The following is a 22,401-nucleotide window of genomic DNA, read 5'->3' as shown; positions in this document are numbered from 1 at the left end:
CGCTCAGGGCTGTTGTTCGATGGGCCGCGGCCGGCCGTTGTCGTCGATGGCCACGTAGGTGAAGGTGGCCTGCGTCACCTTGATGTACTCGCCCTGGGCCCGGAAGCGCTCGGCAAAGACCTCGACCGTGACCGTGACCGAGGTGCGCCCGATGCGCACCAGCTTCGAATAGAACGAAAGAATGTCGCCCAGCCGCACCGGCTGCTTGAAGATGAATTCGTTGACAGCCACCGTGGCCTGGCGCCCCTTGGCATAGCGCGCAGGGATGACCGAGCCGGCCAGGTCGCACTGCGCCATGACCCAGCCGCCGAAGATGTCGCCGTTGGCGTTGCAGTCGGCCGGCATGGGGATGACCTTGAGCACCAGCTCCATGTCGGTGGGCAGGCTCTTGAGGGTCGCGGCGGCGGCGGTGCTGGAAATATCGGACATGGGCACAATCTGGAACAAACAAAGCAACCACGATTGTCCCCCATGCGCCGCAGCGGCGAAGCCCTACCTCCTCCTTCCCACCCCGTCGCCGGCCATGCGCCGGCGCGCAGCGACCGCTCCGACTGGGCGACGCTGCGCCGCCTCTTTCCCTATCTCTGGCAATACAAGTGGCGGGTGATCGCCGCGCTCGGCTTCATGGTGGGCGCCAAGGTGGCCAACGTGGGCGTGCCGGTGCTGCTGAAGAACCTGATCGACACGATGACGCCCAAGCCTGACATGGCCCAGGCGCTGCTGATCGTGCCCATCGGGCTGTTGCTGGCCTACGGTCTGCTGCGGTTCTCGACCGCGCTCTTCGGCGAATTGCGCGAGCTGATCTTCGCCAAGGCCACCGAGGGCACGGCGCGGCAGATCGCGCTGGAAGTGTTCGGCCATCTGCATTCGCTGAGCCTGCGCTTCCACCTGGAGCGCCAGACCGGCGGCATGACGCGCGACATCGAGCGCGGCACGCGCGGCGTGCACTCGCTCATCTCGATGTCGCTCTACAGCATCGTGCCGACCCTCATCGAGCTGACGCTGGTGCTGACCATCCTGGGCGTGAAGTTCGATTCGCTGTTCGTCTGGATCACGGCTGCGGCGCTGGTGCTGTACATCACCTTCACGGTGACGGTGACCGAGTGGCGCACCCAGTTCCGCAAGACCATGAACGAGCTCGACTCGATGGCCCAGAGTCGCGCGGTCGATTCGCTCTTGAACTACGAGACGGTCAAGTACTTCAACAACGAGGAGTTCGAGGCGAAGCGCTACGACGCCAGCCTTGACCGCTACCGCAAGGCCGCCATCAAGAGCCAGCGCACGCTGAGCATGCTCAACGCCGGGCAGCAGCTGATCATCGCAATCAGCCTGGTGCTGATGCTGTGGCGCGCCACCTCGGGCGTGGTCGATGGGCGCATGACGCTCGGCGACCTGGTGATGGTCAACGCCTTCATGATCCAGCTCTACATTCCGCTCAACTTCCTGGGCGTGATCTACCGCGAGATCAAGCAGAGCCTGACCGACCTGGACAAGATGTTCGTGCTGATGGAAAAAGAGCGGGAGGTGCGCGATGCGCCCGGTGCGCAGCCCCTGGCAGGCGTCGACTCCACCGTGCGCTTCGAAGACGTGAGCTTTGCGTACGAGCCCGCGCGGCCTATCCTCAAGCACGTGAGCTTCGAGATTCCCGCGGGCAAGACGGTGGCCGTGGTCGGCCCTTCGGGCTCGGGCAAGTCCACGCTGGCGCGGCTGCTCTACCGTTTCTACGACGTGCAGCAGGGCCGCATCACCATCGGCGGCCAGGATATCCGCGAGGTGCAGCAATCGAGCGTGCGGCGCGCCATCGGCATCGTGCCGCAGGACACGGTGCTGTTCAACGACACCGTCGAATACAACATTGCCTACGGCCGCCCCGGTGCGACCCGCGAAGAGGTCGAAGGCGCCGCGCGTGCGGCGCGCATCCACGACTTCATCTCGGCCACGCCCAAGGGCTATGAGACGACCGTGGGCGAGCGCGGCCTCAAGCTCTCGGGCGGAGAAAAGCAACGCGTGGCCATTGCACGCACGCTGCTCAAGAACCCTCCGATCGTGATCTTCGACGAGGCCACCTCGGCGCTCGATTCGGCCAACGAGCGCGCCATTCAATCCGAACTCAAGAGCGCGGCGCAGGGCAAGACCACGCTGGTCATTGCGCACCGCCTGTCGACGGTGGTCGATGCGCACGAGATCCTGGTGCTGGAGTCGGGCGTGATCGTCGAGCGCGGCACGCATGCCGAATTGCTCGCCAGGCAGGGCCCCTACGCGCAGATGTGGGCTTTGCAGAAGAGCGAAGCAGCGGTGCTGCTCTAGCCCGATCATTCGTCCTTTGTTTTTTCCGATCCAGGAGTTCCGACGTGTCGACCAAGATTCCCCTGCTGGTGCTCAGCAGCCTCTCGAGCGCCCACCAGGCCCAGATTGCCGAGGTCTACGACATGACCTATGCCTTCGACGCCACCGCGCGCGCCACCGCAATTGCCGAGCACGGCAAGAAATTCCGCGCGGTGCTGACCATCGGCGTGATCGGCATCACGCCCGAAGAGATCGCGTCCATGCCGTCGCTCGAGCTGATCTGCTGCATGGGCGCGGGCTACGAGGGCATTCCGCTCGAAGTGACGCGTGCACGCGGCATCGTCACGGCCAATGGCGCCGGCACCAACGACGACTGCGTGGCCGACCATGCCTTCGGCATGCTGATCAGCATCGTTCGCGGCTTTCGCCAGCTCGACCGGCTGTGCCGCGAAGGCGTGTGGCGCGAGCAAATCCCGCAGCCGCCGAACGTGTCGGGCAAGAAGCTCGGCATCCTGGGGCTCGGCACCATCGGCCAGAAGATCGCCAGGCGCGCGGCTGCGTTCGACATGGAGATCGGCTATCACAACCGCAAGCCGCGCGAAGGCGCGGCGCACCGCTATTTCGACGACCTGAAGTCGCTCGCCACCTGGGCCGACTTCCTGGTGCTGGCCGCGCCGGGCGGCCCGGCCACGCGCCACCTCGTGAATGCCGAGGTGCTCGACGCGCTCGGCCCGCAGGGCTTTCTGGTCAGCATCGGGCGCGGCAGCGTGGTCGATACCGGGGCGCTGGCCGCTGCGCTGCGCCAGAACCGCATCGCGGGCGCGGGCCTCGACGTGTACGAAAGCGAGCCCAAGCGGCCCGAGCCGCTGGTCGGCCTGGACAACGTGCTGCTCACGCCGCACATGGCGGGCTGGTCGCCGGAGGCCACGCAAAAGTCGGTGGACCGCTTTCTTTCGAATGCCGAAGGGCACTTTGCAGGACGCGGCGTCGTGTCGCCGATCTGAAGGTCTTGCTCCTTCCTCCGCTGGGGGAAGGTTGGGATGGGGCCGGGGCAGGGCGCCCGATGGATGCGCCGCTTGCCCCCACCCCTGCCCTCCCCCGGGAGGGGAGGGAGTCAATCAAGCCAGGGCTGACGGGCGATGAGATGCCCAGCCGCACGCCTGGTCATACGCATGCCCGAGCCGCAGCACGTCGAAGTCCGCATGAATCGGCCCCGCAAGCTGCAGCCCCATCGGCAACCCACCCTCGCCGAAGCCCGCGCGCACGTTCAGCGTCGGCAACCCCGCCAGCGTGAACGGCGTGACGATCTCCATCCAGCGGTGGTACGTGTCGCTCTTCACGCCATCCACTTCGTCGGGCCAATGCAGTTCGGCATCGAACGGAAACACCTGCGCCGTTGGCGCCAGCACGAAATCGAAGCGCTCGAAGAGCTTGAGAAACGCTCGGTACACATTGGAGCGGTAGAGCGAAGCCTGGTACAGCGAGGCCGCGTCGAGATGGCGGCTTTGTTCGATTTCCCATTGCGCCTCGGGCTTGAGCTGCGCAAACAGCTTCGGGTCGCTCAGGTAGGCGCCGAGCTTGCCGCCGACCAGCAATTGGCGCAGCCGCAGCCAGGCGCTCCAGTTGTGCTCGCGCGGCACGTCGAGCGTGCAGGGTTCGACCTCGCAGCCAAGGGTGCGAAAAGTACCCAGCGCGCGTTCGCCCAGTTCGCGGATGCCGGGTGCGAGCGGCAGGCCGGGCCAGATGCTGCCGAGCCAGCCGATGCGCAGGCCCTTCACGTCGGCATCGAGCTGTAGTGCATCGGGCGAGGGCAGCGGCTGCGGCGACGACAGCGGCACGCGCGTGTCGAAGCCCGCCTGCACCGCAAGCAGCCGCGCCGTGTCTTCCACCGTCCGGCCCATCGGGCCTTCGATGCCCAGTTGCTGAAAGAAGAGCTCCTGCTCGGGATCGCCGGGCACGCGTCCGCGCGAGGGCCGCATGCCGATGACGTTGTTGAATGCGGCCGGGTTGCGCAGCGACCCCATCATGTCGCTGCCGTCGGCCACCGGCAGCATGCCAAGGGCCAGCGCCACGGCTGCGCCGCCGCTGCTGCCGCCGGCGCTGCGCTCGGGCGCATAGGCGTTGCGGGTGATGCCGAACACCGTGTTGTAGGTATGCGAACCAAGGCCGAATTCGGGCGTGTTGGTCTTGCCGATCACGATGGCGCCGGCCTGGCGCATGCGCGCGACGTGCAGGCTGTCGGCCCGTGCCGGGGAGCGCGGCGAAAGCGGCGAGCCCATGGAGGTCGGCAGGCCGGCCGCGTGGCTCAGGTCCTTTACCGCCAGGGGAAAACCATGCATCCAGCCGCGCCGTTCGCCACGCGCCAGTTCGGCGTCGCGCTCGCTTGCTTCGGCCAGCAGGGCCTCGGGTTCGCGCAGCGAAACAATGGCGTTGAAGCGCGGATTGAGCGCCTCGATGCGGGCCAGCGAGACCTGCATCAATTGGTGGCAGGACACGCTGCGGGCCGCGATGCGGCGCGAAAGTTCGGTAGCGCTGAGGTCGAGCAGATCGGCTGGAGACATGGCGAATGCGGGAAAAGGAGGGGGAGCCCAGTATGGCGCGACGCTCGCATAATCGCCGCGTATGGAAACAAAGTGGCTAGAAGACTTCATCAGCCTGGCGGAAACGCGCAGCTTCAGCCGCTCGGCCCAACTGAGGCACGTGACGCAGCCCGCGTTCTCCCGCCGCATCCAGGCGCTCGAGGGCTGGGCCGGCACCGACCTGGTCGACCGGAGTTCCTATCCCACGCGCCTCACGCCCGCGGGCCAGACGCTCTACAGCCAGGCGATCGAGATGCTGCAATCGCTGCAGAGCACCCGCGCCATGCTGCGCGGCCATTCGGCGGCCGGGCAGGACGTGATCGAGATCGCGGTGCCCCATACCCTGGCGTTTACCTTCTTCCCGTCGTGGGTGACCAGCCTGCGCGAGCATTTCGGACCCATCAAGAGCCGGCTCATCGCGCTCAACGTGCACGACGCCGTGCTGCGCCTGGTCGAAGGCAGCTGCGACCTCCTGATTGCCTACCACCACCCCTCCCAGCCGCTGCAGCTGGACGCCAACAAGTACGAGATGGTCAGCCTGGGCGAGGAAACCGTGGCGCCCTGGGTCAAGGCCGATGCCGAAGGCGCGCCGCGCTTCCGCCTGCCCGGCCGGCCCGGCCAGCCGCTGCCTTACCTGGGCTACGCGCCCGGCGCCTACCTGGGCCGCGTGGTCGACCAGTTGCTGAAGGAGTCGGGCACCGCCATCCACCTCGACCGGGTCTATGAAACCGATATGGCCGAAGGCCTGAAGGTCATGGCGCTCGAAGGCCATGGCATCGCCTTTCTGCCCCAGAGCGCGGTACGCAAGGAAATCAAGTCGCGCAAGCTCGTGAGCGCGCTGCCGCCCGAAATCGACAGCCTGGAGGCGACGATGGAGATCCGCGCCTACCGCGAGCGGCCTGGCGCACCGGCACCCGTGAAGACCGGTGGCGGCCGCTCCGCGAAGGCTCTGCCCTCCGACAGCTTGCAGCCCAAGCGCACGGCCGACGCGCTGTGGTCGTACCTGGTCAGCGCCCAGCCGCCGCGCTGAGGTCCGATCGATTGACGCGCTGGATTTGTGCGCTGCACAATCTATAAATGCCGCGCATGGCAGCCCCCGCAAACGGCATTGGCGTTGTGGACCGGGCCCAACTACAGTCGCGGCAGTTTTTTGCCGCTGTCACACAGCAATCTTCCGGCACGCGCCACACGCGTGCTTTTTTTTAGCCGAGGAATCTGTATGAGCCCCAATTTCAGGACCGAACACGACTTTCTCGGCGAGAAGCAGATTCCTGCCGTTGCCTACTGGGGCGTGCACACGGCGCGCGCCGTCGAGAACTTCGCCATTTCCGGGACGCGCGTCTCGGCCATGCCCGAGCTGGTGCGCGCGCTGGCCTTCGTCAAGAAGGCGGCCACGCGCGCCAATGCCGACCTCGGCGCCATCGACCGCGACCGCGCGGCCGCGATCATCCTGGCCTGCGAGGACCTCATCGAGGGCAAGCTGCTGGACGAATTCGTGGTCGACGTGATCCAGGGCGGCGCGGGCACGTCGACCAACATGAACGCCAACGAGGTGATCTGCAACCTCGCGCTCGAAAAGCTCGGCCACGAAAAAGGCCGCTACGACGTGCTGCACCCCAACGACCACGTCAATGCCTCGCAGAGCACCAACGACGTCTACCCGACGGCGGTGCGGCTGGCGCTGTGGTTTGCCATTGGCCGGCTGCTCGAATCCATGGCCGCGCTGCGCAAGAGCTTCGAGGCCAAGGCGCTCGAGTTCAAGGATATCCTCAAGATCGGGCGCACCCAGCTGCAGGACGCCGTGCCCATGACGCTGGGCCAGGAGTTTTTGACCTACGCCATCATGATCGGCGAAGACGAGGCCCGGCTCGGCGAGGCGCGCGCGCTCATCGAGGAAATCAACCTCGGCGCCACCGCCATCGGTACCGGCATCAACGCGCCCCACGGCTATGCCAACCTCGCCTGCCAGTACCTGGCCGAGCAGACCGGCGTGCCGCTCAAGCAGTCGGCCAACCTCATCGAGGCCACGCAGGACACCGGCGCCTTCGTGCAGCTGTCGGGCGTGCTCAAGCGCGTGGCCACCAAGCTCAGCAAGACCTGCAACGACCTGCGCCTGCTGTCGAGCGGGCCGCAGGCGGGTTTCGGCGAGATCCGCCTGCCGGCGCGCCAGGCTGGCTCGTCGATCATGCCGGGCAAGGTCAATCCGGTGATCCCGGAGGTGATGAACCAGGTGGCGTTCGAGGTCATTGGCAACGACATCACCGTCACCATGGCGTCCGAGGCCGGCCAGCTGCAGCTCAATGCCTTCGAGCCGATCATGGGATGGAGCCTGTTCAAGAGCATCCAGCACCTGAGCAATGCCTGCACCACGCTGCGCAAGAACTGCATCGACGGCATCGAGGCGAACCGCGAGTTCCTGGCCAAGCGGGTGCGGGAGTCGGTCACGCTCGTCACCGCGCTCAATCCGCTGATCGGCTATGAAAAGGCGGCGCTGATTGCCAAGACCGCGCTGGCCACCGGCGGGCCCATCGATCTGGTGGCCGAATCGCTCGGCATCATGACGCGCGCCGAGATGGAGGCGCTGCTCGTGCCCGAAAACCTGACCCAGCCCGTGCGCCTGTCCGTGCCGGTGCCGCCGGCTGCCGAGCCCTCGGGCACAAAGGCTGCTTAGTGAAAGTCGGACAATGCCGAAGGGTTCAACTGCACCATGACAGCGCTTCGGTGCGCGCGACCGGTGCGATCGTCACTGAGAATGCACCGGGTTGGTCCGGGTATTCCCGATGCCGTGAATGTCTAGAATTTCGTTGTATCTGTATCTCTTAGTCACCCTCAGGAGTTTTCCACATGAACAAGCAAGTATTGGCATTGGCAATCGCGGCGCTGGCCGCAGGCAGCGCCTTTGCGCAGGCCAATGACACCCTGGCCAAGATCAAGGCCTCGGGCAGCATCACCGAGGGTGTGCGCGAGTCCTCCGGCCTGTCGTACACGCTGGGCAACGGCCAGTACACCGGCTTCCACTACGACGTCTGTGCCAACATCATCCGCGACATCCAGAAGCACCTGGGCCTCGCCAAGCTGGAAACCAAGTACCAGCCCGTGACCTCGCAAAACCGCGTGCCGCTGGTGCAGAACGGCACGGTCGACCTCGAGTGCGGTTCCACCACCAACAACGCCACGCGCCAGAAGGACGTCGCCTTCGCAGTGACCACCTACGTCGAGGAAGTGCGCATCGCGGTCAAGGCCAACTCGGGCATCACCTCGATCAAGGACCTCAACGGCAAGACCGTGGCCACGACCACCGGCACCACGTCGGTCCAGACCCTGCGCAAGAACGAGCGCGCCGGCGGCATCGACTTCAAGGAACTCTATGGCAAGGACCACTCCGACAGCTTCCTGCTGCTCGAATCGGGCCGCGCCGACGCCTTCGTGATGGACGGTTCCATCCTGGCCTCGAACATCGCCAAGTCCAAGTCGCCTGCCGACTACAAGATCGTCGGCGAAGTGCTCAGCGTCGAGCCCATCGCCATCATGATCCGCAAGGACGACCCCGCCTTCAAGAAGGTGGTGGACGACAGCATCAAGGCGCAGATCAAGAACGGCGACCTCGCCAAGCTCTGGGACAAGTGGTTCCTGAAGCCGATTCCCCCGGCCAACGTCACGGTGAACCTGCCGCTGTCCGAAGCCACGAAGTCGGCCTGGGCCAACCCGAACGACAAGCCGATGGAAGACTACGCGGCCAAGAAGTAAACACGGCAAGGTCATCTGCGCAACGCCCGCCGCTCCCGGCGGGCGTTTGTTTTCGCAACGCAACGCGGCGCGCGGGCACGGCCTCTGCAAGCTAGCTAGCAGTCTGGAAATCTGAAAGAAGGAGAGTCCCCGATGGGATCAAACTGGGATTGGCAGGTCTTCTTGCAAGACCCGGGCGGGAAGTACCCGACCTACTGGGAGTGGATGCTGTCCGCATGGGGCTGGACCGTGTCGGTCGCCCTGCTGGCGCTCGTCGTCGCGCTGGTGCTGGGGTCGCTCGTCGGCATCATCCGCACCTTGCCCAACAGCCCGTGGCTGGTGCGTTTCGGCAATGCCTGGGTCGAGCTGTTCCGCAACATCCCCCTGCTGGTGCAGATCTTCCTCTGGTACCACGTCATTCCGGCGCTGGTGCCGGTCATGAAGGGCGTGCCGAGCTTCATCCTGGTGGTGCTGGCATTGGGCTTCTTCACGTCGGCGCGTATTGCCGAACAGGTGCGCTCGGGCATCCAGGCGCTGCCCAAGGGCCAGCGCTATGCGGGCATGGCGGTGGGCTTCACCACGCCGCAGTACTACCGCTACGTGATCTTGCCGATGGCCTACCGCATCATCATTCCGCCGCTCACCAGCGAGACGATGAACATCTTCAAGAACTCGTCGGTGGCGTTCGCCGTGTCGGTGACCGAACTCACGATGTTCGCCATGCAGGCGCAGGAAGAAACCTCGCGCGGCATCGAGGTGTACCTGGCGGTGACGGGGCTCTACGTGATCTCGGCCTTTGCAATCAACCGCATCATGGCTTTCATCGAGAAGAAGACGCGCGTGCCGGGCTTCATCGTCTCGGCCAGCGGCGGCGGGGGACACTGACATGATGAATCTCGACCTGTCGTTCTATAACTGGGACGTCATCAGCAACTTCGTCGTCAAGGGCTTCTACTTCAGCATCATGCTGACGATCGTGGCCACCATTGGGGGCGTGCTCTTCGGCACCGTGCTGGCGCTCATGCGCCTGTCGGGCAAGAAGTGGCTCGACGCGCCGGCCGCCATCTACGTCAACGGCATGCGCAGCATTCCGCTCGTGATGGTGATCCTGTGGTTCTTCCTGCTGGTGCCGGCGTCGTTCTACGCGGCCTTCGGTTCTGTCGGCTCGAACTACCGCTCCGAAATCTCGGCCGTGATCACCTTCATCGCGTTCGAAGCGGCCTACTTCAGCGAGATCATGCGCGCGGGCATCCAGTCGATCCCGCGCGGCCAGGTGTATGCGGGCCAGGCGGTCGGCATGACCTACGGCCAGAACATGCGCCTGATCGTGTTGCCGCAGGCGTTCCGCAACATGCTGCCGGTGCTGCTCACGCAGACCATCATCCTGTTCCAGGACACCTCGCTGGTCTACGCCATCGGTGCCTACGACATGCTCAAGGGCTTCGAGACCGCGGGCAAGAACTTCGGCCGTCCGATCGAGGCCTACCTGCTCGCGGCCGTCGTTTACTTCATCATGTGCTATGTCTTGTCGTGGCTCGTCAAGCGCCTCCACAAGAAGATTGCCATCATTCGCTAATCGAGTGGCTGAACCGGAGAAAGAAATGTCCGAAAAAATGATTGAAATCAAGAACGTGTCCAAGTGGTACGGCCCGGTGCAGGTGCTCAACGATTGTTCGGTGAGCATCTCCAAGGGCGACGTGGTAGTGGTGTGCGGGCCCTCGGGCTCGGGCAAGTCCACCCTCATCAAGACCGTGAACGCGCTGGAGCCTTTCCAGAAGGGCGAGATCACCGTCAACGGTATTCCGTTGCACGACCCCAAGACCAACCTGCCGAAGCTGCGCTCCAAGGTCGGCATGGTGTTCCAGCACTTCGAGCTGTTCCCGCACCTGTCGGTGACCGAGAACCTCACGATCGCCCAGATCAAGGTGCTGGGCCGCAGCCCCGACGAAGCCAAGACCCGCGGCCTCAAGATGCTCGACCGCGTGGGCCTGATGGCGCACAAGGACAAGTTCCCGGGCCAGCTCTCGGGCGGCCAGCAGCAGCGCGTGGCCATTGCCCGTGCGCTCAGCATGGACCCGATCGTGATGCTGTTCGACGAACCCACGTCGGCGCTCGACCCCGAAATGGTCGGCGAAGTGCTCGACGTGATGGTGAGCCTGGCCAAGGACGGTATGACCATGATGGTGGTCACGCACGAAATGGCCTTTGCCCGCAAGGTGGCAAGCCGCGTGATCTTCATCGACGTAGGCGGCAAGATCCTGGAAGACTGCCCGAAGGACGAGTTCTTCAGCCATCCTGAAAATCGACAGCCGCGGACGAAGGACTTCCTGAACAAGATCCTGCAGCACTGATCCGCTGCGGCGCAAGAAGACAAAAGCCACGCTGTTCGCAGCGTGGCTTTTTCATTTGTTCATGGCAGCCGTGCGATGTGATCGGTCAGCAGATCGAAGAAGCCCTGCGCATCGCCGTCCACGATCCAGTTCACGTTGGCAGGGCGCTTCAGGCTGCCGTACCAGTCGGCCACGGTCTGCCCAAAGCCCATCCCTTCGCGGCTGTCGACTTCGACGTTGATCAGCCTGCCACTGAAGAGCAAGGGCTGCAGCAGGTAGGCGATGACGGTGGCGTCGTGCACCGGGCCGCCGGGCATGTCGTAGTGCTGCATCTCCTGCGGCGCATAGGCGCCCAGGATGTCGGCGACGACCTTGCCGGCCTGGTTGCCGATGTTGCACAGCCGCGCGATGCGCTCGTCGCTCGTGAGAATCTTGTGCGTCACGTCGAGCGGCAGCATGGTGATCGGCACGCCGCTCTTCAGCACGGCCTCGGCCGCATGCGGATCGGCGAACACGTTGAATTCCGCCGTGGGCGTGATGTTGCCGCCGTTGAAATGCGCGCCGGCCATGAGCACCAGTTCGCGCAGGCCGCGCACGATGTCGGGGGCTTGCGCGAGGGCGAGTGCCAGGTTGGTTTGCGGTCCTAGCATCGCGAGCGTCACGCTTCGCTCGGGTGCAGCGCGCAGCGTGCGGATCAGGTAGTCGACCGCATGGCCTTCGGCCAGCGGCGCGGCCGGCTCGTGAACCCGGGCGCCGGTGATGCCTTCGCGGCCGTGGATGTTGGCCGCGTAGATGGGTGTGCGTTGCAGCGGACGTTCCGCGCCGGCGTACACCGGAAGGTCCGGCCGGCCGGCCCATTCGCAGGCGAGGCGCGCGTTGCGCGAGGTCTTGGCCAGCGGGACGTTGCCGGCCACCGTGGTCAGCGCCTGAAGCTTCAGCGCTTCAGGCGCCGCCATGGCAAACAGCAGCGCGATCACATCGTCCGCGCCGGGGTCCGTGTCGATGATCAGGGTGTGCATCGCGACATTGTCGCGGCCACCCTGAAATGACGCCGGGCCCTGTTGACTTACTTCTTGCGCGCCGCGATGGCTTTCTCGGCCATTGCCACCAGGTCCGTGCCCACAGTGGTCTTCCACTTGTCGTAGACCGGCCGCGTGGCTTTCACGAAGGCTTCGCGCTCCGTGGGCGTGAGCTGGGTCACGGTCACGCCCATGCCGGCGATGTCTTTCAGCACCGGCTTGTCGGCTTCCACGAGGCCCTTGCGCGCGAGTTCGATCTCCTGCTTGCCGGCGTCGACGGCGGCCTGGCGCACGATGGCCTGGTCGGCCGGCGTCCACGAGGTCCAGATTTCCTTGTTGACCACGAAGACCAGCGGGTCGGCCACGTAGCCCCAGGTGGTGACGAATTTCTGTCCCACGTTCTGCATCTTGAGCACGGTGAACAGGAACAGCGGATTCTCCTGGCCGTCGACCGCGCCGCTGGCGAGCGCGGGCTGGGCGTCGGCCCAGCTCATCTGCGTGGGGTTGGCGCCCAGCGCGGTGAACATGTCGGAATAGATCGGCGAGCCGACCACGCGGATCTTCATGCCTTTCAGGTCTTCGGGCGACCTGATCGGCTTCTTCGAGTTGGTGATCTCGCGGTAGCCGTTTTCGCCCCAGGCGAGCGGCACCACGCCGGCCTTGTCGAGGGTCTTGAACATTTCCTTGCCCACGTCGCCCTGCGTGAGCGCGTCGATGGCCGCATAGTCGGGCATCAGGAAAGGCATAGAGAACAGGTTGAGCTGCTTGACCTGCGGCGACCAGTTGATGGTCGAGCCCACGGCCATGTCGATCACGCCCTGGCGCAGTGCGCTGAACTCGCGGGTCTGGTCACCTTGAATGAGCGACACGCCGGGGTAGAGCTTGATGTTGATGCGGCCCTGGGTGCGCTCCTTCACGAGATCGGCCCAGAGTTTCCCGGCCTGGCCCCAGGGCGTCGGCGGGCCGAGCACCAGCGACATCTTGTATTCGGGCTTGTAGGCGGCCTGCGCCATGGCGCCGGTCGAGAACAGGCCCAGGGCGGTCGCTGCGGCGGCGAAGCCGAGCAGGGTGCGGCGGAATTTCATGGAAGGTCTCCTCTTTGTAGATGGAACGAAATAATCAGTAGCCCAGCTTGCGCGGCAGCCAGAGCGCGAGTTCCGGAAACGCGATGACGAGCACCATCACCACGAACATCGAGAACAGCATCCAGCCCACCCACCGCACGGTTTCTTCCATGCGCACCTTGGCGATGCGGCACGACACCATGAGGTTGACCGCGAGCGGCGGCGTGAACTGGCCGAGCGCGACCTTGAGCGTGAGGATCACACCGAACCACACCGGGTCCCATTTGTAGTACTGCACGATGGGCAGCAGGAGCGGCACGAAGATCAGGAAGATCGACACGCCGTCGAGGAACATGCCCACCGTGATGAGCAGCAGGATCAAGAGCGCCAGGATGCCGTATTCGCCCAGGCCCGAGTTCACGATCGCGCGCGTCACCGGATCGATGATGCCCAGTGTGGAGAGCGAGTACGCGAAGATGCCCGCGAGCGACACCACCAGCAGGATCACCGCCGAGAGCTCGCCCGACTCGCGCAATATGACGAACAGGTCGCGCACCTTGATGGTCCGGTGAATGCACATGCCCACGAAGAGGCCGTAGAACACCGCCACCACCGCGGCTTCGGTCGGCGTGAACCAGCCGGCGCGCATGCCACCCAGAATGAGCACCGGCGCAGCCAGTCCCCAGATCGCTTCGCGCAGGCTCTTCCAGAACGGCGGGCGCGGCAGCGTCGATTCGAGCGCGCCCATCTTGTGCTGGCGAGCCAGCAGCACGGCCGGGATCATCAGCGCCAGTCCGGCCATCACGCCCGGGATCATGCCGGCCGCGAACAGCGCCGGCACCGAGGCGCCGGGCACCAGCACCGAGTAGACGATGAAGGCGACCGAGGGCGGAATCAGGATGTCGGTGGCCGCCGCGGCGCCCACCACGCTGGCCGAGAAGGCCGCCGGGTAGCCCGCGCGCGACATGGCCGCGATCATCACCGCGCCCACGGCGGCGGCATTGGCCGGGCCCGAGCCCGAGATGCCGCCGAGGAACATCGCCACCGCAATGGCCACCAGCGGCAGCATGCCCGGGCCGCGCCCGACGATGGCCACCGCAAAGTTGACGAGCCGCAGCGCCACGCCCGAGCGGTCGAAGATGGAGCCCACCAGCACGAACATCGGAATGGCCAGCAGCGGATATTTGCCGAGACCGGCATAGAAGTTCTGCGGCACGGCCAGCAGGCCGAACCACTGGGCGTCGCTGTTGGCGAGCGCAATGCAGGCGGCTCCGGCCAGGCCCAGCGCGGCGCCGATGGGCACGCCCACCAGCATCATCGCGACGAAGGCGACGAAGAGCAGGGTGGCGATCACGATGCGTCGCCCTTGCCGGTGCGGTTTTCGTTGTCGCCGTATTCCTTGCGGCCGCGGCGGATCATCAGGCCCACCGCGCGCAGCGCGATGGCCAAGGACACGATCGGCAGCCACATCGAATACCACCAGGCCGGCAGCCCGATGCCGGGCGTGGTCTCGTCGAAGCGATAGTCGTCCCACACCATGCGGATGCTGAGCGCGCCGATCAGGCCGAAGAGGATGGCGATCATGAGCGCGCCGAATTGCGCGAGCCGCTTGCGGCGTGCCATCGATCCGCTCTCGGAAAAGTATTCGATGCGGATGTGCCGGTCGCGCGCCACCGCGGCCGAGCCGGCCACCAGCGCCAGCATGATCATCAGGAAAACGGAGAACTCTTCCGTCCACGCAAACGAAGAGTCGGTGAAGTAGCGCACCAGCACGTTGGCAAAGGTGATGAGCGCCAGCGCACCCATGACGATGACGGTGAGCCAGTCTTCGATGGCGAGCGGCACCTTGGTGGGCTCGTCGGCGGCTTCGATGTCTGGGGGAAGGGGGCTGGCGGCGTCCAGCAAAGGGCCGGACTCGTTGGGAGTGGTCATCGAGGGAGAGGGGGAAGCAGCTATGAATGGTAACGATCCATGACCATCCGTTCATCGGGGTTTTCCTAAGCTGCGGTCCGTTCCCCAGTCCCCTCGGCCCCCCTTCGAGGCCCGGCGTGCTACTCGAGCCTGGCGCCCGAATCCTTGATCAGGCGCTCCCAGACGGGGCTTTCCTTCTTGTACACCGCGTTGAAAGCCTCGGGTGAGCTGTCCTTCAAGTCGAAGCCCATGGCCGCCACGCGCGCCTGCACGTCGGGCTGGCGGGTGGCCTTGCCCACTTCCTCGGCGATGCGCTGCACGATGGGCTTGGGCGTTCCGGCCGGCATGGCGATGGCGAGCCAGCCGGTCACGCGGTAGGCCTCGTCCTTCAGCCCCTGCTCGGCCAGCGTGGGTACGTTGGGCAGCGTCGCCATGCGGCGTTCGCCGCTCACGCCGATGGCCTTGAGCTTGCCCGCCTCGATGTGGGGCTTGGCCACCAGCGCGCTCGCGAAGGCCATCTGGATCTGGCCGCCGATCAGGTCCTGCAGCATCGGCGATTCGCCCTTGTAGGCGATGTGGTTCATCTCGGCCTTCTGCGTGAGACTCATGTGCGCACCCGCCAGGTGCGGATAGGCGCCCACGCCGTAGGAGCCGTAAGCCACCTTGCCCTTGTTGGCGACCACATACTTCAGCAGTTCGGGCCCGGTGCTGGCGGGCACGCTGGGGTGTACCACCAGCACCAGTGGTGCAGTGGCGATCTGGTAGACCAGCGTGAGGTCGCGCTGGGTGTCGTAGGGCAGCTTCTCGTACAGGAACTGGTTGGTCAGAAGCGAGTTGCTCAGCGACAGCACGATGGTGTAGCCATCGGCCGGCGCCTTGGCCACGGCATCGGTGCCGATGATCCCGGCGGCGCCGGGCTTGTTGTCGACGATGACGGGCTGGCCCAGCCCCGCCGCCATCTTCTCGCCCAGCACGCGGGCCAGCACGTCGGTCGCGCCGCCGGCTGCAAAGGGCACCACCATGCGGATCGGCTTGTTCGGGTAGGTCTGGGCCCAGCTGGCGCCCGTGGCCGCAAGCGCGAGCGAGGCAATGCCGCAGTGCAGGGCACGGCGGGTGAGCCCGCGAGGGGTGGAAGTTGCGTTCATGCTTTCGATGTCTCCGGATGTCGTTGTGTTGTCTGTCGAAGGAAACGGGGCGTGGCTATTCCACGAGCACCCGCGTCTTGAATGGAAGCGGCTCGAGCGCCGTGCGGACCCGCTCCCGCAGCGATGCGGCGAGCGCGCCCGCGGCCCCCGCATCGATGCGCACCTGTACCAGGCTCTCGCCCTCGCCGTGCACGCGCGGCCGTGCGGCTTCCGCCACGCCGAGCTCGTCGCAGATTTGCGCTACGGTGGTCGCCACCACGCGGCTCGCGGCCATGGCGCGAAGTTCGGGCTTGTAGATCTTGCCGACGTTGGTCATCGGCATGTTCCCGATGACGATCACCGACCGGGGCTTGGCGGGTGCCTCGTCGACGCGTGCGGCGGCGAAGGCCAGCAGCTCGTCCTCGGTGGCCGATGCGCCCGGCACCAGCGTCGCGAAGACCACCGGCAGTTCACCCGCATACGCATCGGGCGCGCCCACCGCCGCGCACAGCTGCACCGCGGGATGCGCGCCCAGCGCGTCCTCGATCACCTTGGGATCGATGTTGTGGCCGCTGCGGATGATCAGGTCCTTCGAGCGGCCGCTGAGGTTGAGCCTTCCGTCGCCATCGATCCAGCCCAGGTCGCCGGTGGCAAGCCAGCCGTCGGCCGTGAAAGCCTTGGCGTTGTCGGCCGGATCGACGAAACCCGAAAACAGGTTGGGCGACTTGAACAGCACCATGCCCTGCTCGCCCGGCGGCAGGTCGCGGTCGCTGGCGTTGCCGTGCTCGTCGAGCGCCACGATGCGCATCTGCATGTAGGGCAGCGGAAACCCGACGCAGCCCGCGGGCCCGTCCACGCCGGGCGGCGTGATGGTCGAGATGCCGGCCATCTCGGTCATGCCCAGGCTCTCGTGCACATGCAGGCCGAACAGGCGCTCGAAGCGCGCGGCCAGTTCCGGCGAGAGCACGGCGGCGCCCGTGCGGCAGTAGCCGATCGATGAAATGTCGGCGCCAGCTAGCGGCACGTTCGCCAGCGCCGCAAGCACCGTGGGCACGGCAGAGAGTGAAGTCGGCCGGTATTTCTCGACCAGCTTCCAGTAGTTGGCGAGCACCTCCTTGTTGCGCAGCAGCGAGGTCGTCGGAATGATCACCTCCATGCCTGCCGAGAGCGACGCCAGCGAGGCGGGCAGCACGCCTGCCACGTGGAACAGCGGATATCCATTGATCGAGATGCCTTGTTCGTTCATGCCCGCGACCTGCACGCTGGCCCACGCGGTGAACACCTGCGCGCCATGGCTGTGGCGCGCGAGCTTCGGGGCGCCGGTGGTGCCGCCGGTATGAAAGTAGGCGGCGATATCGGTGGGCGCGATGTCGCGGCCGCTCACCAGCCGGTCGGCCGGCTGCACGGCGCGCAGTGCGTCGAAGTCGGCCACCCCTTCGGGCAATGCACTCGCCGCCCCCGGCGCTTCGTCATGCGGCGCCACGCGCAGCACGGTCGTGAGCGTGGGCACCTGCCCGCGCAGGCGCATGGCCTTCGACCACATGCCCGACTCGCTGTCGGAGCCGTAGGCGATCAGCACCTTGGCGCGGCCGGCGGTCATCAGCGCCACCAGCTTCTCGTCGGTCAGCAGCGGGTTGAGCGGCTGCACGATGCCCGCCGCCTCGCCGCCCCAGAGCGCGAGGTGGTACTCGAGGCAGCCCGGCAGCAGCACCGCCACCGCGTCCTGCGGACCCACGCCCAGCGCATGCAGCATGTTCGCGGTCCGGTGGATGCGCGCGAGCAACTCGGCGTACGACCAGCGGATCGGCTCGTCGGCCGGGTTGCCGGTGCGCAGGAAGGTCAGCGCGGTCTTGCCGCCGAAGGCCGCGCCCGCGTTGCGGAAGATCTCGTAGGTGTTGCGAACCGTCAGCGCCTGCGCAAGCGGCGTCTCTTCGAGCTTGCGGATGTCGGCGAGGCTGCGGACCGGCAACAGGGGGCGGAATGGCGCACCGGCCCCTTCCTTTTTCTTCTGCTTCTTGTCGTTGCCTGTCATGTCGTCTCCTGATGTTGTCTCTTGTCGGCCGCACGCGAATCGCTGTTTTACTGGTTCGTGATGTTGTTGTCGCGAATGACCTTGCCCCAGCGTTCGAAGTCCTGGCGCATGCGCACGCCGGTCTGCTCGGGCGTGCGATAGGCCGCGAAGGAGCCCACGCTCTCGAGCTTGTCCTGCACTTCCTTGTCGGCCAGCGCGGACTTCAGCTCGGCGCTCATGCGGTCGACCACGTCCTTGGGTGTGCCCGCCGGTGCCAGCAGGCCGCCCCACGAGGTCGCGTCGAAACCGGGGAAGCCCTGCTCGGCCACCGTCTTCACGTCGGGCAGCAGGCTCACGCGCTTGCCCGAGCCGACCGCGATGGCGCGCAGCGTGCCCGAGCGGATGTGCGGCATCACCGCCACCAGGTCGGAGAACATGGCCGGCACCTGCCCGCCGATGAGATCGGTCACGGCCGGCGCGCTGCCGCGGTAGGGCACGTGCTGCACCTCGAACTTGCCGATGTTCTTGAGCTGCTCGGTCGTCAGGTGACCGAAGCTGCCGGCGCCCGCGGTGGTGTAGTTGAGCTTGCCGCCCTCGGCCTTGGCCTTGGCGATCAGGCCTTGCAGGCCGGTCACTTCAGGCAACGATTTCGGATTGACCACCATCACGATCGGGAGGTCGTACACCGTGCCCACCGGAGTGAAGCTCTTGAAGATGTCGTAGGGGGTCTGGCCGTACAGGTGAGCGGCCAGCAGCGTAGGCGTGGCCAGCATCATGAAGGTGTAGCCGTCGGGCGCGGCCTTGGCGGCCACCGCCGCGCCGATGGTGCCCGAGGCGCCGCTGCGGTTGTCGATCAGGATGTTCTGCTTCAGGCCCTGCGACATCTTCTGCGCCACGATGCGCGTGGCGACGTCGGTCGGGCCGCCCGGCGGAAAAGGCACGATCACCGTGATCGGCCTGGACGGCCAGGCCTGCGCGAAGGCGGCGCCCGCCACGAGCGGAAGTGCCAATGCGATGAGTGCACGGCGTGCGGGATTGCGAAGGGAGCGAGAAGAAGAAGGAAATGCCATGGACTTTTTCAAGGGATCAGAAGAGGGGCGCCCTCAGACGACGCCGTTCGCTTTCAGTTGCGCGAGCCTGTCGTTGGAGAGGCCGAGCAGCGACTGCAGCACCTCGTGCGTGCCTTCGCCCAGTTGCGGCGGCGCGCTTCGCACGGGCAGGCGTTCGCCGTCGAAGCGATAGGGCGGCGCCAGCACGTTGACCTTGCCCGCCACCGGATGCGGCTGCTGGGTGACAAGGCCGGCATCGGTGGCGCGCTTGGAGTTCAGCGCTTCGAGCAGGCCGAGCACTTCGCCGCAGGGAATGCCCGATTTGGTCAGCTTCACGAGCAGGTCGGCGCGTTGGCGCCTGGCCAGTTCGGCGTGCAGCTCTGGCAGCAGCACCGCGCGGTTGGCCGAACGCAGGATGTTGGTCTTGAAGCGCTCGTCGGCCGCAAGATCAGGCCGTTCGATCACCTCGGTGCAGAAGCGCGCGAACTGCGCGTTGTTGCCCACGGTGATGACGAGCGGACCGTCGGCCGCATCGAACACGCCATAGGGCACGATCGACGGATGCGAGTTGCCGTAGCGCGGCGGGTCTTCGCCCATCAGCAGCGCCTCGAGGCCGTAGTAGGCGGTGATCATCAGGCCGCAGTCGAACAGCGCCATCTCGACGTGGCGGCCCTTGCCGGTCTTCTCGCGCTGGTACAGCGCGGCCAGGATGGCCTGCGCCGAATACATGCCTGTGAACAGGTCCACGGCCGCCACGCCGAACTTCAGCGGCGGCTGGTTGGCCTCTCCGTTGAGCGCCATCAGGCCGGCTTCGCCCTGCACCACGAGGTCGTAGCCGGGGCGTGCGGCCTCGGGGCCGGTGCGGTCGTAGCCCGAGATCGAGCAGTAGATGAGCCCCGGCTGCTCCTTGCTGAGCTGCTCATAGCCGAGGCCGAGCTTGTCGATGCCGCCGAACTTGAAGTTCTGGATCACCACGTCGCATTGCTTCGCAAGGTCGCGCGCGATCTGCTGGCCTTCGGGCGTCTGCAGGTCGAGCGTGACGGAGCGCTTGTTGCGGTTCACGCTGTTGAAGTAGGCGGTCTCGGTCTTGCCGACACGCAGGCCCCAGTCGCGCGTGTCGTCGCCGCGGCCCGGGTGCTCGACCTTGATGACTTCGGCGCCCATGTCGGCCAGCACCATGCCGCACCAGGGGCCCGCGAGGATGCGGGACAGATCGAGAACGCGCACGCCGGCGAGCGGCAGCGTGGAATTCAGCATGGGCATGAAGGCAACTCCCTGGAAGCGAGAAAGCCCCGCACCGAGTGCGAGGCATGAAGGCGGGTGAATGTGGGCGGCGGCGTCAGGACGACGGGTTCTGCTTCTGGCGGCGCAGCGCGGCGAAATCGGCCGGGCGCTTGCCGAGAAAGGCGCCGATGCCTTCAGCCGCTTCGGCGTCGGCCTGCGACTCGACCATGAACGCTGCCTCGGTTTCGAGCTGCTCTTCGAGCGTGGCGCGATGCGCCTGGCGGCACAGCGTCTTGATGCGTGCGCTCGCGCGCTGCGGACCGTGGGCCACCTTGGCCGCGAGCACAATGGCTTCAGCCAGCGCGGCGCCCTTGTCGGTCAGCCGGTTGACCGCGCCCAGCGCATGCAGGCGCTCGGCCGGCATGCGGTCGCCGGTGAGGCACATCTCGGTCAGCACCTGGCGCGAGACGAACTCCGCGAGGAATGCCGTGGCGCCACCATCGGGCGTGAGGCCGACCTTGACATAGGCGACCGTGTAGAACGCATCGCGCGCCGACACGAGCATGTCGCAGGCCAGCGCCATCGAGAGGCCCGCACCCGCCGCGCCGCCTTCGACCGCCGCGATGACCGGTTTGCCGAAATCGCGGATGTCACGGATCAGGTTGTGCAAACCCTCGAGCTTCTCGCGGCGCTCCGAGGCGGGCAGTTCGCGGCGCTTGGCCAGAAGGTTCAGGTCACCGCCGGAGCAGAAGAAATCGCCCGCGCCGGTGAAGACGACCGCACCGACTTCGGGGTCGTTCGCCGCATCGGCGAGCGCTGCCGAGAGCTCGGCGTACAGCGTCGGCGTGATCGCATTGCGCGCGGCGGGGTTGCTGTTGGTCAGGATACGGACGGCACCTTGCTGCGAGATGAGCACGGTCTTGTCGGTCATGCTGCAATCTCCTTGCCCAGCGCGATATAGCGCTGCAAGTGGTGGTCTTCGTCGCCGAGCTGATGGTCGATCATCACGAGCCGCTTGGCGTAGTGCGGCAGCGGCAGTTCCCAGGTCATGCCGATGCCGCCGTGCATCTGGATGCTCTCTTCCGCCACCAGCGCGCCGATGCGCCCGATGCTGAACTTGGCGGCCGACAGCGCGCGCTCGCGTGCCATGCGGTCCGTGCCGTCGATCGCCGCGGCGGCGTTGATCACAGCCGAGCGGGCCTGTTCGATCTCGAGCAGCAGGTCGGCCATGCGGTGCTGCAGCGCCTGGAAGCTGCCGATCAGGATGCCGAACTGCTTGCGCGTGCGCAGGTAGTCGAGCGTCGCGGTCTTGGCGGCCTCCATCGCGCCCACGGCTTCGGCGCACAGCGCGAGCACGCCGCGGCCGATGGCGCGTTCGAGCGTCGCATGGCCCTGGCCTTCGGTGCCCAGCAGCGCGTCGGTGCCCAGCTTCACGCCGTCGAGCGCAAGTTCGGCGACACGACCGCCGTCGATGGCGGGGCAACCGCGCACCGTGAGGCCTGCCGTCTTCGCGGGCACGAGGAACAGCGAGATGCCCGTGTCGTCGTCCACCTGGCCCGAGGTGCGGGCGGAAACGAGAAACAGGTCGGCCTGCTCGCCTTGCGGCACCACGGCCTTGGCGCCGTGAAGCACCCAGCCGTCGCCGCTGCGTTCGGCGCGGGTCGAGACGCGCGTGCGTTCGTAGTGCGCGTCGGCCTCGTCGTGCGCAAAGGCCGCGACGGCCATGCCGTTGATGATGTCGCCGAGTTTCTCCTTCTGCGCGTCGCTGCCGGCGGCGCTGAGCGCTTCACCGACCATCACCGCGCCCAGCAGCGGCTCGACCACGAGGCCGCGGCCCAGTGCCTCGAAGACCACGGCAATGTCGAAGCCGCCGCCACCGAAGCCGCCATCGGCTTCGGTGAACAGCGCACCGATCACGCCGAGTTCGGCGAACTGCTGGAAGATCTCCTTGCTGAAGCCGTGTTCGGATTTCGCGATGCGGTCACGCGCATCGAAGGCGTACTGCTCGGCGATGAAGCGGTTCAGGCTGTCGGCGAGCATGCGCCGGTCTTCGGTGTGTGCGAAGTTCATGTGCGTGT

General features: G+C 66.3%; 20 protein-coding genes. 8 read left to right on the top strand and 12 right to left on the bottom strand.

Going from position 1 to position 22,401, the window contains the following annotated elements:
• Positions 1-3: 3 nt before the first annotated feature.
• Entirely contained in the window at positions 4-429 is a 426-nt protein-coding gene (locus tag ACAM55_RS20875) for an acyl-CoA thioesterase (RefSeq protein WP_012745975.1), read from the bottom strand.
• Between the two features lie 42 nt (positions 430-471).
• Between ACAM55_RS20875 and ACAM55_RS20870 the strand changes: the two genes are divergently transcribed.
• Both ACAM55_RS20870 and ACAM55_RS20865 read left to right on the top strand, forming a co-directional pair.
• Positions 472-2,307, top strand: a complete 1,836-nt coding sequence (locus ACAM55_RS20870; RefSeq protein ID WP_369656444.1) for an ABC transporter ATP-binding protein/permease — start codon at positions 472-474, stop codon at positions 2,305-2,307.
• A gap of 44 nt (positions 2,308-2,351) precedes the next feature.
• Positions 2,352-3,290, top strand: a complete 939-nt coding sequence (locus ACAM55_RS20865) for a 2-hydroxyacid dehydrogenase (RefSeq protein ID WP_369653359.1) — start codon at positions 2,352-2,354, stop codon at positions 3,288-3,290.
• A 114-nt stretch (positions 3,291-3,404) separates the two neighbouring features.
• Here ACAM55_RS20865 and ACAM55_RS20860 read toward each other — a convergent pair whose 3' ends face one another.
• Entirely contained in the window at positions 3,405-4,847 is a 1,443-nt protein-coding gene (locus ACAM55_RS20860; RefSeq protein WP_369653358.1) for an amidase, read from the bottom strand.
• Between the two features lie 61 nt (positions 4,848-4,908).
• On the opposite strand from ACAM55_RS20860, the gene ACAM55_RS20855 reads away from it, so the two are divergent.
• From ACAM55_RS20855 to ACAM55_RS20830, 6 genes are all read left to right on the top strand, one after another.
• Positions 4,909-5,895 (top strand): LysR substrate-binding domain-containing protein, encoded by a 987-nt coding sequence (locus ACAM55_RS20855; RefSeq protein ID WP_369653357.1) that lies wholly within the window; start codon positions 4,909-4,911, stop codon positions 5,893-5,895.
• 189 nt (positions 5,896-6,084) lie between these two features.
• Positions 6,085-7,536, top strand: a complete 1,452-nt coding sequence (locus ACAM55_RS20850) for an aspartate ammonia-lyase (RefSeq protein WP_369653356.1) — start codon at positions 6,085-6,087, stop codon at positions 7,534-7,536.
• A 173-nt stretch (positions 7,537-7,709) separates the two neighbouring features.
• On the top strand, positions 7,710-8,612 hold the full coding sequence (locus tag ACAM55_RS20845) for an amino acid ABC transporter substrate-binding protein (RefSeq protein WP_369653355.1): 903 nt from the start codon (positions 7,710-7,712) through the stop codon (positions 8,610-8,612).
• A 132-nt stretch (positions 8,613-8,744) separates the two neighbouring features.
• Complete coding sequence (locus tag ACAM55_RS20840; RefSeq protein ID WP_369653354.1) at positions 8,745-9,476, top strand: amino acid ABC transporter permease; 732 nt, start codon at positions 8,745-8,747, stop codon at positions 9,474-9,476.
• A 1-nt stretch (position 9,477) separates the two neighbouring features.
• Positions 9,478-10,167 (top strand): amino acid ABC transporter permease, encoded by a 690-nt coding sequence (locus ACAM55_RS20835; protein WP_369653353.1) that lies wholly within the window; start codon positions 9,478-9,480, stop codon positions 10,165-10,167.
• Positions 10,168-10,204: 37 nt separating this feature from the next.
• Complete coding sequence (locus ACAM55_RS20830) at positions 10,205-10,942, top strand: amino acid ABC transporter ATP-binding protein (RefSeq protein WP_018903696.1); 738 nt, start codon at positions 10,205-10,207, stop codon at positions 10,940-10,942.
• A 59-nt stretch (positions 10,943-11,001) separates the two neighbouring features.
• Here ACAM55_RS20830 and ACAM55_RS20825 read toward each other — a convergent pair whose 3' ends face one another.
• The 10 genes from ACAM55_RS20825 to ACAM55_RS20780 form a co-directional block, all read right to left on the bottom strand.
• Positions 11,002-11,940: a nucleoside hydrolase gene (locus tag ACAM55_RS20825; protein ID WP_369653352.1), complete on the bottom strand. Its 939-nt coding sequence runs from the start codon at positions 11,938-11,940 to the stop codon at positions 11,002-11,004.
• A 47-nt stretch (positions 11,941-11,987) separates the two neighbouring features.
• Complete coding sequence (locus ACAM55_RS20820; protein WP_369653351.1) at positions 11,988-13,025, bottom strand: DctP family TRAP transporter solute-binding subunit; 1,038 nt, start codon at positions 13,023-13,025, stop codon at positions 11,988-11,990.
• A gap of 34 nt (positions 13,026-13,059) precedes the next feature.
• Positions 13,060-14,358, bottom strand: a complete 1,299-nt coding sequence (locus ACAM55_RS20815; RefSeq protein WP_369653350.1) for a TRAP transporter large permease — start codon at positions 14,356-14,358, stop codon at positions 13,060-13,062.
• On the bottom strand, positions 14,355-14,936 hold the full coding sequence (locus ACAM55_RS20810) for a TRAP transporter small permease (RefSeq protein WP_369653349.1): 582 nt from the start codon (positions 14,934-14,936) through the stop codon (positions 14,355-14,357). The genes ACAM55_RS20815 and ACAM55_RS20810 overlap by 4 nt, the downstream gene beginning before the upstream one ends.
• A 119-nt stretch (positions 14,937-15,055) precedes the next feature.
• On the bottom strand, positions 15,056-16,060 hold the full coding sequence (locus tag ACAM55_RS20805) for a Bug family tripartite tricarboxylate transporter substrate binding protein (protein ID WP_369653348.1): 1,005 nt from the start codon (positions 16,058-16,060) through the stop codon (positions 15,056-15,058).
• A 55-nt stretch (positions 16,061-16,115) separates the two neighbouring features.
• Positions 16,116-18,071, bottom strand: a complete 1,956-nt coding sequence (locus ACAM55_RS20800) for an acyl-CoA synthetase (RefSeq protein WP_369653347.1) — start codon at positions 18,069-18,071, stop codon at positions 16,116-16,118.
• A 47-nt stretch (positions 18,072-18,118) separates the two neighbouring features.
• Positions 18,119-19,120 (bottom strand): Bug family tripartite tricarboxylate transporter substrate binding protein, encoded by a 1,002-nt coding sequence (locus ACAM55_RS20795; RefSeq protein WP_369656443.1) that lies wholly within the window; start codon positions 19,118-19,120, stop codon positions 18,119-18,121.
• A 33-nt stretch (positions 19,121-19,153) separates the two neighbouring features.
• Positions 19,154-20,362 (bottom strand): CaiB/BaiF CoA transferase family protein, encoded by a 1,209-nt coding sequence (locus ACAM55_RS20790; protein WP_369653346.1) that lies wholly within the window; start codon positions 20,360-20,362, stop codon positions 19,154-19,156.
• Between the two features lie 76 nt (positions 20,363-20,438).
• On the bottom strand, positions 20,439-21,254 hold the full coding sequence (locus ACAM55_RS20785) for an oxepin-CoA hydrolase, alternative type (protein WP_369653345.1): 816 nt from the start codon (positions 21,252-21,254) through the stop codon (positions 20,439-20,441).
• Positions 21,251-22,393 carry an acyl-CoA dehydrogenase family protein gene (locus ACAM55_RS20780; RefSeq protein ID WP_369653344.1) on the bottom strand — a complete coding sequence of 381 codons (1,143 nt, stop codon included), beginning with the start codon at positions 22,391-22,393 and terminating at the stop codon, positions 21,251-21,253. Before ACAM55_RS20780 ends, ACAM55_RS20785 begins: the two co-directional genes overlap by 4 nt.
• Positions 22,394-22,401 lie beyond the last annotated feature (8 nt).

The sequence above is a fragment of the Variovorax sp. V213 genome, from assembly GCF_041154455.1.
Lineage (GTDB): Bacteria > Pseudomonadota > Gammaproteobacteria > Burkholderiales > Burkholderiaceae_C > Variovorax.
This window is presented reverse-complemented; position numbering and strand designations above follow the sequence as displayed.